This window comes from Psychromonas saccharinae (genome assembly GCF_051201515.1).
Lineage (GTDB): Bacteria > Pseudomonadota > Gammaproteobacteria > Enterobacterales > Psychromonadaceae > Psychromonas.
In genome coordinates this window covers 3,179,797-3,195,182 of sequence record NZ_CP195153.1, presented here as the reverse complement: position 1 = coordinate 3,195,182, position 15,386 = coordinate 3,179,797, and the positions used below count along the sequence as shown (strand labels likewise).

Sequence of the window (15,386 nt, the reverse complement as noted above, 5' to 3'; positions counted from 1 at the left end):
GTGACACCCTCATTAATTTAATAACTTAATACTAATGTTGCCATACCAAGGAATGAAAATAAGCCGATAACATCGGTGACGGTCGTTAATGCCATTCCGCCAGCCAATGCAGGGTCTATTTTATATTTATGCATTATTAGTGGTATTGTTACACCTGCAATACCTGCAGCGGATAAATTGATAAACATGGCGCCGGCAATGATTAAACCAACTGACAAGTCACCTTTCCAAAAGGTAACTGCAGTGGCGACTAATAAAGCCCAAATAATGCCGTTGAGAACACCAACTGCTGCTTCTTTACCAATCAGCCATTTTGTATTCCCAGTTCCGATATGTCCAACCGCAATACCACGAATAACCAATGCAAGAGTTTGGTTACCTGCAATGCCACCCATGCTTGGCACAATTGTCATTAGAACCGCTAATGTTGCCATTTGTTCTAAGGTTGCTTCAAACATATTGGTTACTGAGGCCGCAATTAAGGCTGATATTAAATTAATTGAGAGCCAAAGTGTTCTGCGCTTTGTACTTGGGAGAATAGGCGCGAAGGTATCTTCATCGTCATCCATACCGGCCATTCCCATCATTGAATGTTCTGCATTTTCTCGAATAATATCGACAATATCATCGATAGTGATTCGCCCCAATAAATGGTTACTTTCATCAACTACGGGGGCAGAAATCCAATCATGGCGCTCAAATAGTTTGGCTATGTCTGTTTCAGGCATTTCGACGAGTAAGGTCTCAATTTTATTATTCATCACTTCGGCAATTGAAAGCGAAGGATTCACTGTTAATAGTGTTGAAAGTGGGACATCACCAATAAGTTGATCCTCTTCATTTACGACATAAAGCGTATCTGTTGCTTCTGGAAGCTCTCCTTTTAAACGTAAATAACGTAATACTACATCGATAGATACATCGGGTCTTAGGGTGATGGTATCCGTATTCATAATCGAACCTGCGGTATCTTCTGGATAGGCAAGTGCTTGTTGGACGCGATGCCTGTCCTGCTCATCCATCTCTTGAAGAACTGCTTGATACAGACTATCGGGAATACTACGTAATACATAAGCTAGATCATCGGTATCCATGCCTTCTGTTGCAGCCACTAACTTAGTTGCCCCCATCAGGTTGATGATGCCATCTTTTGCATCTTCGTTTAATTCTTCAAGGATTTCACCATGGAGATCATGATCGGTTAAGTTCCATAGTACTTTACGATTAGTTGGTGGGGAAGATTCGAGGATTAATGCAACGTCGCAGGCTGGCATGTTTTCAAGGATACTGCGGGCTTTGACAAACATACCGCTTTCAAGGGCTTTATTGACTTCATGGAGACATTGTTGGGCGTTTTGTGAGTCAGTGTTTTCCAACATAGGGCCTCCGTTGTAATGTATACTTTGATTCAGCTTTTCCCTTTCTATCTAAGAAGGTGTGCTAAGTGCCGAGTCGTATATTATTATTCTTCTTCTAAAAACTTATCTTCAATTAGCTTCGTTACAGCATCAATTGCTTCTCTTGCTTGATTACCTTTAGCGATAATTTCAATTTCCTGTCCGAAGCATGTTTCAAGTACCATTAAACCTAATACACTATCTGCATCAGCCTGTTTTCCTTGATGACGAATAGTTATAGTTGCATCGAAAGAATTGACCAATTCAACAAGTTTGATCGTTGCGCGTGTATGCAAACCTAATTTGTTTTGTATTGTAGTGGTTTGTTTAATGATATCCATATTTTTATTACTCATTTATGCATTTATGTTCAATTTGTACCTGATATTTAGTTGCAAATCGTGCTGCTAGTTCTTCCGTAACATAAACAGAACGATGTTTTCCTCCCGTGCAACCAATGCCAATTGTCACGTAATTGCGGTTGCTGGTTTCAAGATGGGGCAACCAAGATTGAAATAAATTTTCAATTTGATTAATGGTTTGCTTCACAACTTTATGTGAATCTAAAAAGTCTTTAATCGGTTGTTGTTGACCATTATAAGGTTTTAATTCCGGTACCCAATGCGGGTTCGGTAAAAAACGGACATCGAAAATATAATCTGCATCTTCAGGACGTTGGTATTTAAATCCGAAAGATTTGAAGATAATAAGTAATTTGCTTTTGTCTGAGCCCTGTAGATAAATCTTGATACGTTCATTTAAATTGTGAATCGATAATGTCGTTGTATCAATGGTTAAACCCGCGCATTCATGAATGGGTAATAACAGCTCACTTTCAAGTTCAAGGGCATTAGATAGAGATATTTTATGTTTAGAAAGTGGGTGGAAACGTCTTGTTTCACTATAACGGCGAACTAATTCACTACCAATTGCATCGAGATAGATAATTTTCATTTGCACGTTTTGTTTTTGTTGCAAGGTGGCAAGGAGAGTTTGTATTTTAGCGCTTTTATCGGGAAGGTTACGGATGTCTAAGGTGATGGCGACTTTATTGTTTTTTTCAGAAACAGTATCAATTAATTGTTCGAGAAGTTGGAAGGGTACACCATCGATGCAGTTATAACCTAAATCTTCAAGTACGTGAAGCGCTATCGTTTTACCTGATCCAGAGCGTCCACTAATAACGACGAGTTTCATCATAACTCCAATTTATACTTATTTTATTACATAATTATTATTTTATCTCTATAAAATAGATGTGTGTTAGCCATAAAAACTAACTACCACATCCTGTACTTTTTTCTTTTGAAATTCAAGTTGTTAAAACTAATAATTACAATTTAATAAATTAATTTAAGTAAACTATGTAGATTATTCAGCCTGTAATAATTCAAACAGTGTTTCAGCGCTTTCAGCGGTTCTTAATTGCTTTAAAAATGTCTTATTTAAGAGCTTTTGACTGATCTCTGACAATGTTGCTAAATATTCCTGACAGCGATCTTCAGGAACGAATATCGCGAACAGTATATCCACTTTGTTACCGTCATAGGAATCATAATCAATAGGTGTTTCACATTGTATAAAAACTGCTGTCGCAGGTAAGCTGCTGTCAATTTTTACGTGCGGAATTGCAATACCCGAGCCTACGCCCGTAGAACCAATTTTTTCGCGACTAATGAGATCATTAAAAAGTCTCTGTGCATCGATATCCAGTTTTTCCGCTGCAATATGACTGATTATTTCGAGTGCAGATTTTTTACTGGTACAACGTACTTGACTAAATACAGAGTCTTTAGTTAATAGGGTCGATATTTTCATATTTTAATCTACTTTAGCTGCGATATTAAGAAGCGCGAAAGTTTAGCAGTTTACAGGTAAATACGTATCAAGAAATACTCATTTTTTTAATATTAATTAAAAATTTAACAACCTGTAGAGAAAACTTTATGGATAACGCTAGGATATCACTGAATTATTTAATTTTATTCGTGTTCACCTCGCTTTTAATACATAAGTGAACATCGAATTAAAGTTGTTAGAGTAATTGTTTTCGTTGATTAGAAGGTGGGATACCTAACGACTCTCGGTATTTTGCAATCGTACGACGCGCTACTTTTATACCTTGTTCCTCAAGTAATTTACTTATTTTATTATCACTTAAAGGTTTTGTTGTTAGTTCTGCACTGACGAGCTTTTTAATTAAAGCGCGAATAGCTGTTGATGAACATTCACCACCACTTTCTGTTGCAACGTGGCTAGAAAAGAAGAATTTAAGTTCATAAATACCTCTTGGTGTATGCATAAACTTCTGCGTAGTTACACGAGAAATAGTCGATTCGTGCATGTCTACTGCAAAGGCAACATCATTTAATACCATTGGTTTCATTGCTTCATCGCCGTATTCAAAAAAGGCTTGTTGTTGTTGAACAATACAATTAGACACTTTTAAGAGTGTTTCATTACGACTTTCTAAGCTTTTAATAAACCATTTTGCTTCTTGTAAGTGGCCCTTAATAAATTGTGAATCACTTTTACTAATATTACCTTTACATAAATTAGCGTATTGGGTGTTGACCGATAGGTTTGGATCACAGTCTGGATTTAATGAAACACGCCATTGTCCTGCTATTTTTTTTACGTAAACATCGGGGACAATATATTGTGCATGTGATTCTTCAATTTGATTGCCAGGACGAGGCTCTAAACTTTGAATTAAACGCATAACTTCAGCAAGTTGCGCTTCTTTTAATTTTGTTTTTCTAGCCAATGTGCGGTAATCGCGATTTGCCAATAAATCCATATGGCACTCTAATACCATTTGCGCTTCGGCTAGCCATTCAGTATCGGGGGCTAAATGTTGAAGTTGAATTTGTAAACACTCTTGGGTGGAACGGGCTGCAACACCAATCGGATCAAAATGTTGAATACGTTTTAATACAACTTGAATTTCATCAAGTTCAAGATCTTCAATATCAACACTTAAGCTTTCTAAAATAGATTCACACGTACTTGTTAAATAACCTGATTCATCAATCGAGTCGATAATAGAAGTCGCAATAAGTTGATCAGTTTCAGAAAAAGGTGTTAGTTCCATTTGCCACAGTAAGTGGTCTTGTAATGTATTTGATGATTCACCTTGATAAACTGTATCTTCACCTTCATAGCTTGCACCACCTGAAGCAACGGAGGTCGTTGGAACTGGGCTATAGGATTCTTCCCAATCAGTTTCCGCAGGAAGATCGTCAGAAAATTCTTGCTTTGTGATTGCTTCCGAAGTATCAATTTGACTACTGTCTTGTTCTTTATGTGCTTCTTCACTGCTTGTTTTGTCATCTTGTTCAAGTAGTGGGTTTTCGTCGAGCGCATTTTGGATCTCTTGCTGCAAATCGAGTGTAGAAAGTTGTAATAATTTAATTGCTTGCTGTAATTGAGGAGTCATGGCGAGTTGCTGACCCATCTTCAATTGTAACCCTTGTTTCATCAAAATATTTTTTCCTCCTATTCAACCATTGTTAGCTTAGAGTGTGAATTCATTGCCTAAATAAACCTGTTTAACTTGATCATTTGCTAAGATTTCATCTTGGGTTCCAATTGCAATAATTTCACCATGGCTAACAATATATGAGTGTTGGCAAACATCCAGTGTTTCACGTACATTATGATCTGTGATTAGTACGCCTAAACCTCTATCCCTAAGCTGTTGAATAATATTTTTAATATCAATAACTGAAATAGGATCAACCCCTGCAAAGGGTTCATCTAAAAGGATAAATTTGGGTTCAGTTGCTAATGCTCGTGCAATTTCTACACGGCGACGCTCTCCGCCCGATAAACTCATTCCTTTATTACTACGTATATGGGTTATATGAAACTCTTCGAGTAACATTTCTAGTTTCTCTAGGCGCTCCGCTTGTGATAACTCTTTACGCATTTGTAAAATGCCCATGATATTTTCAGTTACCGTTAAACGTCTAAAAATAGATGCTTCTTGCGGTAAATAACCAATCCCTTTTTGTGCACGAATGTGCATTGGTTGGTTAGAAAGATCTTCATGGTCTAAAAAAATAGTGCCTGCATTTTGTTTTACTAGGCCAACAACCATATAAAAAGATGTTGTTTTACCTGCTCCATTTGGACCAAGTAATCCTACAATTTCACCGGTTTTCACGGTAATACTAACGCCATTAACAACGGTACGACCTTTATAACTTTTTACTAAGCCTTTTGCTATTAATTCAGCCATTTGATTTATTCTTCTTTATTCGAGTTAGTTGTGTCTTGTTTCGTTTTTTCAAATTGAGAAGGGAGAAAAACAGTATTAACTCGATCTTTATTAGATTCTCCCGTGCCTACAATAAGTTCTTTTGTTTTAAGAAAATAGACTATTTTTGAAGCATTAATTTCACTATCAAGCTGTTTAACTTGTGCACTGCCACTGAGCGTGATTTTCCCCTCCGCAACATTATAACTAATATAATTGGCTTTTGCTGTTAATGGGCGACCATCGTTTTGCGTTTGGTAAAAGGTGGCAGGTAATCCTTCTGCAGTCATCTTTTCGCTATTTATTTTTGTATCTCGTTCAACGGTTAATGTGTTGCTAGTTATTTTGATAGTGCCTTGGGTTAATAACACTTCCTTTGAAAAAATAACTTTATTTTCTGCCATTTTTGCATGCTGTTGTAATGAGCTGACATGAATAGGTTGTGAATAGTCTGATTCGATGGCATTGCTTGAAAAAGAAACAAGTAATGTGCTAACAGCGAACAGGATTTTATTTATTTTCATTAAAGTATACCGCTTTTATTTGATCTTTAACTATTAATTCTTCCGTAACCAGCGAACCCCACATACCGATTCCTTGTTGCTCCATTTGCGGGCCTTTCCAAGTAACTAACTGATCGGTATTTAATTCTTTTTTATCTAATAATATGGTTAATTTTTCAGTTTCCATTGTTTGTATAAGTTGATCTTCAGTGAGGTTTTTAACTAATACATTATCGGACAAAAGTAACTTACTTTGTTTAGAAAGGATACCTTTTTCACTACTGATTTGCCAAACACTCAGATTATCCTTTTTTTCATCATTAATATAGACAGTCAGTTTTGGATGCTCAAATATAGTAATATCGTCATCGGATAATCCGGTTGTTTTTATTGCTGATATTTTATATTCCATGTTGCCAGTCTCATCAAAATGGGTATTGCTTGCTCCATTGATGATATAATTGAGTTGATATTTAGGCGCCTCAATAACATTTGATTGTGGTTTAAAATATAACCACAACAAAAAGGCCAATAATAAAACTATAAATGGAATGCTTTGGCGTTTATTCATTTACTCGCTTTTGCCCTGTGTAATGTTAAGCAGATTATGGCATTGTAAAAATAGATCGCAAATTTCCCTCACTGCACCAAATCCCCCTTTGGTATAAGTAATGAGATCCGCTTCTTGTTTCATTAAAGGATGCGCATCCTGAACGGCAATACCTAATCCACAATCTTTAATGACTGGAAGGTCAACGACATCATCTCCAATATAAGCGACGTTATCCGGCGTTAAATTGAGTTTTTCCAGCAATGATTGGTAAACCGTCAGTTTATCTTCTTTTCCTTGATAAATATATGGTACGCCTAATGCTTGCATTCTATTTTCAACAATATGCGATTGTCTTCCTGTGATAACGGCAACATTAATACCTGCATTTAATATTGCTTTAATACCAAAACCATCTTTTGTATGGAATGCTTTTAATTCTTCACCTTGGTTGCCGAGGTAGATGCGGCCATCGGAAAAAACACCATCTACATCACAAATGAGTAATTTTATCTTTAATGCGCGAGCTTGGTTAGCCTTGCTGATTTTGCCGTAGGGAGTTGTGAACATTTGAATTCTCGATAGCTTTTTCAATAGGATTAAATAGAGTAGTCGTCACTTTATTCGTACTTAATCGGACATTGTCTAGGTTATTAGTTGAAAAATAAAGTGTTAATCTTCGTGACTGAAGGAATTACAATCGACTTGTTATATTTTAATCGAAGAGAATAACTTAAAACGTCATTGTATTAAAAAAATTGTATATAAAAGCACAGAACTTTATACTGTACCGCTTATTTATAGGTAAAGAAATGGTTGTCGATGAAAGAATCAAATCATCTTGTGATTAAAAATCTGTGTTTTTCTCGAAACGAACGCTTATTATTTGATAATTTATGCTTCGAATTTGAGCGAGGAAAAACAACAGCAATACTAGGCCCAAGTGGCATTGGTAAAACAACACTCTTAAAGCTTATTGGAGGACAGCTACCCGTAGACAGTGGTGAAATTATCTTTAATGGTAAGCCTATTCATAATTGTTCTACCGAAGCACTTTATGAAGCACGTAAGAAAATGAGTATGTTGTTTCAAAGTGGCGCGTTATTTAATGAGCTGTCTGTATTTGAAAATGTAGCATTTCCATTACGTGAACACTTCAATTTGGATGAATCATTACTTTCAACATTAGTTTTGATGAAGCTAGAAGCTGTTGGACTTCGCGGTGCAAAAGACTTGAAGCCGATTGAATTATCGGGTGGTATGGCTCGTCGTATTGCATTGGCAAGGGCTATTGCGTTAGATCCGGAAATGATTCTTTATGATGAGCCCTTTACAGGTCAAGATCCAATATCGATGAACGTGTTACTTAATTTGATTAATCAACTTAATAAAACGATGGGAATTACATCGATCATTGTCTCGCATGATGTTAAAGAAGTACTTTCTATTGCTGATAATGTTTACGTATTAGCGGATAAAAAAATTATTGCGCATGGACCTGCTGATACATTGATGAACCAAACGGATAATGCATTGCTTCAACAGTTTTTAAATGGTCGAAGTGATGGACCTGTACCATTTCATTTTCCTGCGGATGAGTTTAGTGCTGATTTGCAAAGGATAAAAATATGATTACTCAATATTTTGAGTCTGTAGGCAAGACTAGTATTGGTTTTTTACAATCAATCGGACGCTGTTGCATTATGTTTTGGCGGACGGTTTGGGGAAAACCACATTCAAAATTTTTCTCGTTATTAATCGAACAAATTTTCCAACTTGGTATTTTATCTTTACCAATTATTTTAACAGCAGGACTATTTATCGGTATGGTGCTCGCTTTCCAAGGTTATAATATTCTAGTAGGGTACTCTGCTGAAGAAAGCCTCGGTAGTATGGTGGCATTATCGCTTTTACGTGAATTAGCGCCTGTGGTTGCTGCGTTACTTTTTGCTGGTCGAGCAGGCTCTGCTTTAACGGCTGAAATTGGTTTGATGCAGAGTACAGAACAACTTTCTAGTATGGAAATGATGGCTGTTTCACCTTTAAAACGGGTGATTGCGCCACGTTTCTTTGCGGGAGTGATTACTTTACCGTTACTGACTATCTTATTTAACCTCATTGCAATTTGGGGCGGATATTTAGTCGGGGTAAGTTGGATGGGCATTGATGGAGGAAGCTTTTGGTCTGTCATGCAAGGAAGTGTTGAATTTTTGCCGGATGTCGGCAATGGAATAATTAAAAGTGTTATTTTTGCAATATTGATTACTTGGATTGCACTTTTTAACGGTTATTATGTCATACCCAATGCATTTGGTATTAGTAAATCAACAACGCAAACCGTAGTTGTATCTTCTTTACTCGTATTAGCAATGGATTTTGTGTTAACAGTTTTTATGTTTGGAATATAAAATGTCTAAGAAAAAAGTGGAATTATGGGTTGGTGTTTTTGTGTTCGGCGGAATACTTTCATTAGCTGTATTAGCATTTAGTGTCGCGGGATTGTCATTACAAGGTGATGGTCCAACTTATACACTCAATGCAAACTTTTCTAATATTGGCGGTTTAAAAGAGCGTGCGCCTGTTAAATTAGGCGGTGTTGTTGTTGGTCGAGTCGAAAGTATTACACTCGATGTAAAAAACTATACGCCCAAAGTGCAATTAACTATGTTCAAAAATAAAGGGGTATTTCCGGAGACATCTTCTTTGGCAATATTAACATCGGGTCTTTTAGGCGATCAATATATCGGTATTACACCAGGATTCATAATGGATGATATTTCAATGTTGGAAGATGGTGATTCGATTGAAGACACTAAGTCAGCTTTAGTACTTGAAGATCTTATTGGCCAATTTATTTATTCAATTAATAAGGACAAATAATGCGTTTATTATCTTTAGTTTTAGTCTTTTTGTTTAGTAGCTTTTCCTATGCTGCTGATGTTGATATGACAAACCCAAATCAGGTTATTCACTCAGTTTCTTCACAGACATTAGATCGTATTAGTGCTGAAAAAGCACGTTTAGAGAAAGATCCTAAATACGTTCAAGTTATTGTTGAAGAAGAACTTATTCCTTACTTTGACTATAAATATGCTGCTTTTAAAGTGATGGGAAATGCACTAAAAGAAACAACGAAGGAACAACGAGACGCATTCGTTGAAGCGTTTAAAACCTCGTTAGTTAATACTTATGGGCATATCTTATTTGAATATGATAACCATCAGTTAACTATTATTGATAATAATAATTTTGTTGATAAGAATATTGTTTCCGTTGAAGTTCGTATCACTGACGCACAAGGACAAGTGACAAAGTTATTGTTTAAATTACGTAAAAATAAAAAAACAAATGAATGGAAAGTTTACGATGTTATTGCTGAAGGAATCAGTATGTTAAGCACGAAACAATCTGAATTAGGTGAATTAATTAGAAAAAATGGCATTGATAATGTCATTGAATTGTTGAAAGAAAAAAATAAAGAGCTTGAATCGTGAGTCAAATAATCAATGATGATGCGATGGTCTTAACCGGTAACTTATTGTTAAATGAGTTATCGAATAAGCAATTTCCTGACCCATCATATTATCAAAATGTAAAAAAAATTGATTTACAGGCATTAGATAATATTGATTCAGCAGGAATTGCTTACCTTGCATTGCTCAAAAGCCATCATCCAGATCTCAAGTTTGTTGGGAATTCTGAAAAAATAAATGTCTTAGCCAATTTATACGGGCTGGGTTTTCTTTTTAAGTAGTAAGGTATTCATGAATATTGAAATAATTAAAGACAAATTAGAAAAAGCACTTGAGCTTGACGAATGTATCGTTAGAGGGGAAAACGGTACTTTTGAAGTGATTGCAGTTGGTGCCGTATTTTCTGATTTAAGTCGTATCAAAAAACAACAATTGATATATGGGCCACTTACCTCTGATATTAGCAGTAATGCCATTCATGCTTTAACAATCAAAGCGTACTCGCCAGAAGATTGGCAAAAACAAAAACATTTTATTTAGTAAGAAAAAGGATAGTTTGATGGGTCAGTTTTTAATTCAAGGTGGTTGCCAATTAAAGGGCGAGGTTGTTATCTCAGGTGCTAAAAATGCGGCATTACCAATTCTTTTTGCTACTTTGCTATCAAAAGGGGACATTAATTTAACGAATGTTCCGTTACTGAAAGATATTTCAACAACACTTGAACTCTTGAAAGAACTCGGAGCTGAAGCTTCACAGGAAAATCACCAAGTACATATTAATGCGTTAGGTGTAAAAAATTATACGGCATCTTACGAGTTGGTTCGGAGCATGCGAGCTTCTATTTTAGCATTAGGCCCCTTGGTTGCACGTTTTGGTGAAGCCGATATTTCATTGCCTGGCGGTTGTGCTATTGGCGCCCGACCTGTGAATTTACATATTCACGGTTTAGAGTTGATGGGGGCAAAAATCAAAGTTGAAGATGGTTTTATTAAAGCGCGTGTTGATGGCCGTTTAAAAGGGGCTCATATCTATATGGATATGGTCAGTGTAACTGGTACTGGTAACTTGATGATGGCGGCCGTACTTGCAGAAGGAACAACGACCATTGAAAATGCTGCTAAAGAACCTGAAATTGTTGATTTAGCCAAGTTCATTAATAAAATGGGTGGTAAAATTGAGGGGGCAGGAACTGATACACTTGTGATTGAAGGTGTTGAATCTTTAAGTGGCTGTGACTACCAAGTACAACCCGATCGTATTGAAACAGGTACTTTCTTAGTGGCTGGTGTAGTAAGCGGTGGTAAGGTGAAGTGTGTTAATACTGATCCGTTATTATTAACGGCTGTACTTGCAAAACTTGAAGAAGCGGGTGCGGTAGTTAGTACAGGTGAAGATTGGATAGAAGTTGATATGATTGATCGTGAATTAAAATCAGTGAATATCACGACGGCACCGCACCCTGCTTTTCCTACTGATATGCAAGCTCAATTTACGGTATTAAATACCGTTGCACCAGGTATAGGTCGAATCAAAGAGAATATTTTTGAAAATCGTTTTATGCATGTACCTGAATTACAACGTATGGGCGCAAATATCGAATTAGAAGGAAATTTAGCTATTTGTGGTGATCATGATAAGTTAAGTGGTACCAAGGTGATGGCGACTGATTTACGTGCCTCTGCGAGTCTTGTTATTGCAGGGTTGATTGCTGAAGGTGAAACCATTGTCGATGAAATTTATCATATTGATCGTGGCTACGAAAAAATAGAAGATAAGCTAATTGCACTCGGCGCAACAATGAAGCGTGTTGAATGTTAAATTAATAGCATTATTAATCATTAAAATCCCAATAACATATATTATCTATTGTTATTGGGATTTTTTTTGCTTATACCCGTTACCAATCAAGATGCGTTTATCAGTCACTAGCTCGGATACCAAGGCAAGGCGTAACATGATGACCTTTCGAGCGATTAACTGCGTTAATCCTCTATCGGTAGATGTAAAAACAAGACTTTACATCTTTAATGGCTAGTCCTTATCGAAAGTTATAACGCAGTATTGCTATGGTTTATAAGAAACGAGCTAGTGACCCGCAGGGCAAGACGAGAGGCAAACATCTTCGTTGTTATAAAGTCTCGATTTAACCCGTTAGATCTTCCCCTTTATGCCTAGAATCTGCTCACCTCTCGTCTTGCTGATTTCTGTATTTTGAATGGTAACGGGTATATAAAGAAGGCATTATTGTGTTGGTTGAGTATGACTAAAATCACCGATGGTAACATTCAACGTGATAACTTTTCCTTTTCGCAACAGGGTTAATGTAGTTTTTGTTCCAGGCTTTATTTCTGCAACCATATCCATTGCTGTAATAACATTATCGACAGCAATATCGCCAATTTTTAATAGCAAGTCATTAACTTCTACACCAGCTGTTGCGGCAGGGCCTCCTTTATAGACTTTCTTAATAATAATATTATTTTTAACCGTTAAGCCCCATAGTCTTGCGATTAAAGGGTCTAACTTTTCAGCAACAATTGCTAACGAACCACGAATAACGCGTCCATCTTTAATTAAGCTTTTCATAATTTGTTGAGATAATTGGTAGGGGATGGCAAAACTAATTCCACTACTTGAGTTTTTATTATTGGTGTAAAACTCTGAGGTGTTAATCCCTACTAACTCACCACGGCTATTAATTAATGCGCCGCCCGAGTTTCCTTCATTAATAGCCGCATCTGTTTGTAAAAAATCTTGTCGGCCCGATGAACTCATTCCATTGCGGCCCGTTGCACTAATAATACCCTGTGTGATGGTTTGACCAAGGTTATAAGGATTGCCGATTGCAAGCACGATATCACCCACCTGGGGAAGGTAGCTAGCATTTTGAGGAATAACAGGCAGGTTATTACCTTGAATTTGAAGCACCGCGAGATCTGTTATTTGATCACTACCAACTAAAGATGCGGTGAAAAGCTGCCCATCTTGAAGTGCGATGAGTATTTGATCTGCTTGAGAAATGACATGGTAGTTAGTTAATATATATCCATTTTTATCCATAATGATGCCAGAGCCTAATCCGGTAGGCTGCAAATGCTGTTTATTATCGATACTTGAATCTATATATTGCTGCGAATAAATATTAACAACAGCAGGAGACGCTTTCTTAACTGCTTCACTATAACTGCGAACATTTTCTTGCGGTGTTAGCTTTGGAATAACAACGGGAGCGAGTTTAATACCGTAAATGATTAATAAAGCTATTATTCCACCTCCTATAATAGGTTTTAAAAAATAGAAAAAAAAAGTTTTTAGATTCATATTCTTAGTTACCAAATTTAAAAGAAAAGGAAGAATTTACGCTATAAATATATGCGCCATTTAAACCGAAGAAAGACAACATTATTTAGAAAAAGTACGGGTATTATCTCAGTATTTTTTATTTTTAAACAATAAAAAGTATAAATAATATTGGTGTTGTATAAAATTTTCAGCGACAAGGGAATTTACCTTAAAAAGGCAATAAAGAAAATAGAGGATTACGGGATAGTAGGGCTTAGGCTAATTTTTATTGCAGAGAAATAAAAAAGCAGCGTATTAACGCTGCTTATAATAACTACTTTCTGTTACACAAAATATTAAGCAATAACGTGAACAGAAGAAGTGTTTGTAGTACCTTCAGCAACAAGAGCACCAGAAACCATAACAACACGGTCACCAACAGTCGCTAAACCTTCTTCTTTGGCTTTTTCCATACCTAATTGGTAGAAAGCTTCCATTGTTGATTGTTTTTCAATAACGCGTGCTGAAATACCTTTTGATAATCCAAGTTGTTGCGCTGTTTTTTGATTGCTAGTTAACGCAAGGATTTTCATTGATGGGAAATATTTACGTAAAGAACGTGCAGATTTACCACCTTCAGTTGCTACGATGATAAGTTTTGCATTAAGTTGTTCTGCATTTTTTACTGCGCCGCTACATACTGCTTCAGTAATACGTAATGCACCTTTTACATCTGGACGAGCAGGCATAATTGAATCTGTACGTTGACAAATAGTTGCCATGATTTCAACTGCTTCTGCTGGGTATTTACCCTTCGCACTTTCACCAGAAAGCATAACTGCATCAGTACCGTCTAAGATAGCATTTGCAACATCACCAGCTTCAGCACGTGTTGGACGTGGGTTTTTGATCATAGAGTCAAGCATTTGTGTTGCAGTAATAACTGGTTTACGTGCAGCATTTGCTTTTTCAATCATCATTTTTTGTGCGAAAATTACTTCTTCTACAGGAATTTCAACACCCAAGTCACCACGAGCAACCATGATACCGTCAGAAGCGGCAAGGATGTCATCAAAATTATCAACACCTTCTTGGTTTTCGATTTTAGAAATAATGCGGATATTCTCGCCACCGTTTGCAGCTAAGTGCTCACGAATTTCTAAAACATCTTCTTTTTTACGAATAAATGAAGCGGCAATAAAATCAACTTCTCTTTCACAACCAAAAATAAGGTCGCCTCTATCTTTAGTAGAAAGTGCTGGAAGTTGTACTTTAACACCTGGTAAGTTAACGCCTTTATTTTCGCCTAGCTCACCTGTGTTCATTACTTCACATACAACTTCGATATCTGTTACTGCTTTAACAGTTAATGCAACTAGACCATCATCTAGTAAAACTGTATTACCAACAGAAAGGTCTTTTGCTAGACCTTCATATGTAACTGCTACTTTAGTGTTATCACCAACAACACGTTGATCTGTTGTTAGTGTGAATTCTTGACCTGCTTTTAGTAATACATCATCACCATTTGCAAGTTTAACTGTGCGGATTTCTGGTCCTTTAGTATCTAGTAATATAGCAACGTTTTTGCCTGTTTCTTGGCAAATCTCACGTAATTTAGTGATACGACCACCATGTTCATCAAAATCACCGTGAGAGAAGTTTAGACGCATAACGTTCATTCCGTTATCTACTAATTTTGCTAACATCTCTTTTGATTCTGATTTTGGACCAATCGTACAAACTATTTTTGTTTTTCTCACCGTTATTCTCCAAGGATGATTGTGTTGTTTACTACATTTTTTTGAGATTGTGCTGTTTAATCGTTTATTTTACAGGACGCATTTTACAAGAATTAATTGCAAAAAAAATGATTTACGCCAATTTTTTTTCACTTATTATTTTTTTTATTTTGTGAT

General features: G+C 36.4%; 18 protein-coding genes. 7 read left to right on the top strand and 11 right to left on the bottom strand.

Features of this window, described 5'->3' with window-relative positions:
- Positions 1 to 17: 17 nt before the first annotated feature.
- The 9 genes from mgtE to kdsC form a co-directional block, all read right to left on the bottom strand.
- Positions 18 to 1,379 (bottom strand): magnesium transporter, encoded by a 1,362-nt coding sequence (gene mgtE, locus ACR30L_RS14315; protein WP_435234922.1) that lies wholly within the window; start codon positions 1,377 to 1,379, stop codon positions 18 to 20.
- Between the two features lie 83 nt (positions 1,380 to 1,462).
- A complete protein-coding gene (locus ACR30L_RS14310; protein ID WP_435234921.1) occupies positions 1,463 to 1,738 on the bottom strand; it encodes an HPr family phosphocarrier protein in 276 nt (91 codons plus the stop codon).
- 7 nt (positions 1,739 to 1,745) lie between these two features.
- Positions 1,746 to 2,594 (bottom strand): RNase adapter RapZ, encoded by an 849-nt coding sequence (rapZ, locus tag ACR30L_RS14305; protein WP_435234920.1) that lies wholly within the window; start codon positions 2,592 to 2,594, stop codon positions 1,746 to 1,748.
- Between the two features lie 174 nt (positions 2,595 to 2,768).
- The gene (gene ptsN / locus ACR30L_RS14300) at positions 2,769 to 3,215 is read right to left on the bottom strand and encodes a PTS IIA-like nitrogen regulatory protein PtsN (protein WP_435234919.1); all 447 of its coding nucleotides are present in this window, start codon (positions 3,213 to 3,215) and stop codon (positions 2,769 to 2,771) included.
- Positions 3,216 to 3,432: 217 nt separating this feature from the next.
- Positions 3,433 to 4,878 (bottom strand): RNA polymerase factor sigma-54, encoded by a 1,446-nt coding sequence (locus ACR30L_RS14295; protein ID WP_435234918.1) that lies wholly within the window; start codon positions 4,876 to 4,878, stop codon positions 3,433 to 3,435.
- Positions 4,879 to 4,914: 36 nt separating this feature from the next.
- On the bottom strand, positions 4,915 to 5,640 hold the full coding sequence (gene lptB / locus ACR30L_RS14290) for an LPS export ABC transporter ATP-binding protein (protein WP_435234917.1): 726 nt from the start codon (positions 5,638 to 5,640) through the stop codon (positions 4,915 to 4,917).
- A 5-nt stretch (positions 5,641 to 5,645) separates the two neighbouring features.
- On the bottom strand, positions 5,646 to 6,182 hold the full coding sequence (gene lptA / locus ACR30L_RS14285; RefSeq protein WP_435234916.1) for a lipopolysaccharide transport periplasmic protein LptA: 537 nt from the start codon (positions 6,180 to 6,182) through the stop codon (positions 5,646 to 5,648).
- Positions 6,169 to 6,732 carry an LPS export ABC transporter periplasmic protein LptC gene (lptC, locus tag ACR30L_RS14280; protein WP_435234915.1) on the bottom strand — a complete coding sequence of 188 codons (564 nt, stop codon included), beginning with the start codon at positions 6,730 to 6,732 and terminating at the stop codon, positions 6,169 to 6,171. The genes lptA and lptC overlap by 14 nt, the downstream gene beginning before the upstream one ends.
- Positions 6,733 to 7,281 carry a 3-deoxy-manno-octulosonate-8-phosphatase KdsC gene (gene kdsC / locus ACR30L_RS14275; protein ID WP_435234914.1) on the bottom strand — a complete coding sequence of 183 codons (549 nt, stop codon included), beginning with the start codon at positions 7,279 to 7,281 and terminating at the stop codon, positions 6,733 to 6,735.
- A gap of 252 nt (positions 7,282 to 7,533) precedes the next feature.
- Between kdsC and ACR30L_RS14270 the strand changes: the two genes are divergently transcribed.
- The 7 genes from ACR30L_RS14270 to murA are packed head-to-tail and all read left to right on the top strand — an operon-like array spanning position 7,534 to position 12,003.
- Positions 7,534 to 8,343, top strand: a complete 810-nt coding sequence (locus tag ACR30L_RS14270; protein WP_435234913.1) for an ATP-binding cassette domain-containing protein — start codon at positions 7,534 to 7,536, stop codon at positions 8,341 to 8,343.
- Complete coding sequence (gene mlaE / locus ACR30L_RS14265) at positions 8,340 to 9,119, top strand: lipid asymmetry maintenance ABC transporter permease subunit MlaE (RefSeq protein ID WP_435234912.1); 780 nt, start codon at positions 8,340 to 8,342, stop codon at positions 9,117 to 9,119. Before ACR30L_RS14270 ends, mlaE begins: the two co-directional genes overlap by 4 nt.
- Before the next feature lies 1 nt (position 9,120).
- On the top strand, positions 9,121 to 9,591 hold the full coding sequence (gene mlaD, locus ACR30L_RS14260) for an outer membrane lipid asymmetry maintenance protein MlaD (protein ID WP_435234911.1): 471 nt from the start codon (positions 9,121 to 9,123) through the stop codon (positions 9,589 to 9,591).
- On the top strand, positions 9,591 to 10,205 hold the full coding sequence (locus ACR30L_RS14255; protein WP_435234910.1) for an MlaC/ttg2D family ABC transporter substrate-binding protein: 615 nt from the start codon (positions 9,591 to 9,593) through the stop codon (positions 10,203 to 10,205). The genes mlaD and ACR30L_RS14255 overlap by 1 nt, the downstream gene beginning before the upstream one ends.
- Positions 10,202 to 10,465: an STAS domain-containing protein gene (locus ACR30L_RS14250; protein WP_435234909.1), complete on the top strand. Its 264-nt coding sequence runs from the start codon at positions 10,202 to 10,204 to the stop codon at positions 10,463 to 10,465. The genes ACR30L_RS14255 and ACR30L_RS14250 overlap by 4 nt, the downstream gene beginning before the upstream one ends.
- A 10-nt stretch (positions 10,466 to 10,475) precedes the next feature.
- Positions 10,476 to 10,724 (top strand): BolA family protein, encoded by a 249-nt coding sequence (locus ACR30L_RS14245; protein ID WP_435234908.1) that lies wholly within the window; start codon positions 10,476 to 10,478, stop codon positions 10,722 to 10,724.
- Positions 10,725 to 10,743: 19 nt separating this feature from the next.
- Positions 10,744 to 12,003, top strand: coding sequence for a UDP-N-acetylglucosamine 1-carboxyvinyltransferase (gene murA, locus ACR30L_RS14240; RefSeq protein ID WP_435234907.1), 1,260 nt, complete (start codon positions 10,744 to 10,746; stop codon positions 12,001 to 12,003).
- A 423-nt stretch (positions 12,004 to 12,426) separates the two neighbouring features.
- Here murA and degS read toward each other — a convergent pair whose 3' ends face one another.
- The gene (gene degS, locus ACR30L_RS14235; RefSeq protein ID WP_435234906.1) at positions 12,427 to 13,506 is read right to left on the bottom strand and encodes an outer membrane-stress sensor serine endopeptidase DegS; all 1,080 of its coding nucleotides are present in this window, start codon (positions 13,504 to 13,506) and stop codon (positions 12,427 to 12,429) included.
- Between the two features lie 317 nt (positions 13,507 to 13,823).
- Entirely contained in the window at positions 13,824 to 15,230 is a 1,407-nt protein-coding gene (gene pykF / locus ACR30L_RS14230) for a pyruvate kinase PykF (RefSeq protein WP_435234905.1), read from the bottom strand.
- Between the last annotated feature and the right edge of the window lie 156 nt (positions 15,231 to 15,386).

Bases quoted from the DNA above. Each gene is read 5' to 3' on its own strand.
- ACR30L_RS14245 (WP_435234908.1), top strand. From the start codon at position 10,476: ATGAATATTGAAATAATTAAAGACAAATTAGAAAAAGCACTTGAGCTT.
- rapZ (WP_435234920.1), bottom strand. From the start codon at position 2,594: ATGAAACTCGTCGTTATTAGTGGACGCTCTGGATCAGGTAAAACGATA.
- degS (WP_435234906.1), bottom strand. From the start codon at position 13,506: ATGAATCTAAAAACTTTTTTTTTCTATTTTTTAAAACCTATTATAGGA.
- lptB (WP_435234917.1), bottom strand. From the start codon at position 5,640: ATGGCTGAATTAATAGCAAAAGGCTTAGTAAAAAGTTATAAAGGTCGT.
- ACR30L_RS14270 (WP_435234913.1), top strand. From the start codon at position 7,534: ATGAAAGAATCAAATCATCTTGTGATTAAAAATCTGTGTTTTTCTCGA.
- mgtE (WP_435234922.1), bottom strand. From the start codon at position 1,379: ATGTTGGAAAACACTGACTCACAAAACGCCCAACAATGTCTCCATGAA.
- ACR30L_RS14295 (WP_435234918.1), bottom strand. From the start codon at position 4,878: ATGAAACAAGGGTTACAATTGAAGATGGGTCAGCAACTCGCCATGACT.
- mlaE (WP_435234912.1), top strand. From the start codon at position 8,340: ATGATTACTCAATATTTTGAGTCTGTAGGCAAGACTAGTATTGGTTTT.
- lptA (WP_435234916.1), bottom strand. From the start codon at position 6,182: ATGAAAATAAATAAAATCCTGTTCGCTGTTAGCACATTACTTGTTTCT.
- ACR30L_RS14255 (WP_435234910.1), top strand. From the start codon at position 9,591: ATGCGTTTATTATCTTTAGTTTTAGTCTTTTTGTTTAGTAGCTTTTCC.
- kdsC (WP_435234914.1), bottom strand. From the start codon at position 7,281: ATGTTCACAACTCCCTACGGCAAAATCAGCAAGGCTAACCAAGCTCGC.
- mlaD (WP_435234911.1), top strand. From the start codon at position 9,121: ATGTCTAAGAAAAAAGTGGAATTATGGGTTGGTGTTTTTGTGTTCGGC.
- ACR30L_RS14310 (WP_435234921.1), bottom strand. From the start codon at position 1,738: ATGGATATCATTAAACAAACCACTACAATACAAAACAAATTAGGTTTG.
- ptsN (WP_435234919.1), bottom strand. From the start codon at position 3,215: ATGAAAATATCGACCCTATTAACTAAAGACTCTGTATTTAGTCAAGTA.
- murA (WP_435234907.1), top strand. From the start codon at position 10,744: ATGGGTCAGTTTTTAATTCAAGGTGGTTGCCAATTAAAGGGCGAGGTT.
- lptC (WP_435234915.1), bottom strand. From the start codon at position 6,732: ATGAATAAACGCCAAAGCATTCCATTTATAGTTTTATTATTGGCCTTT.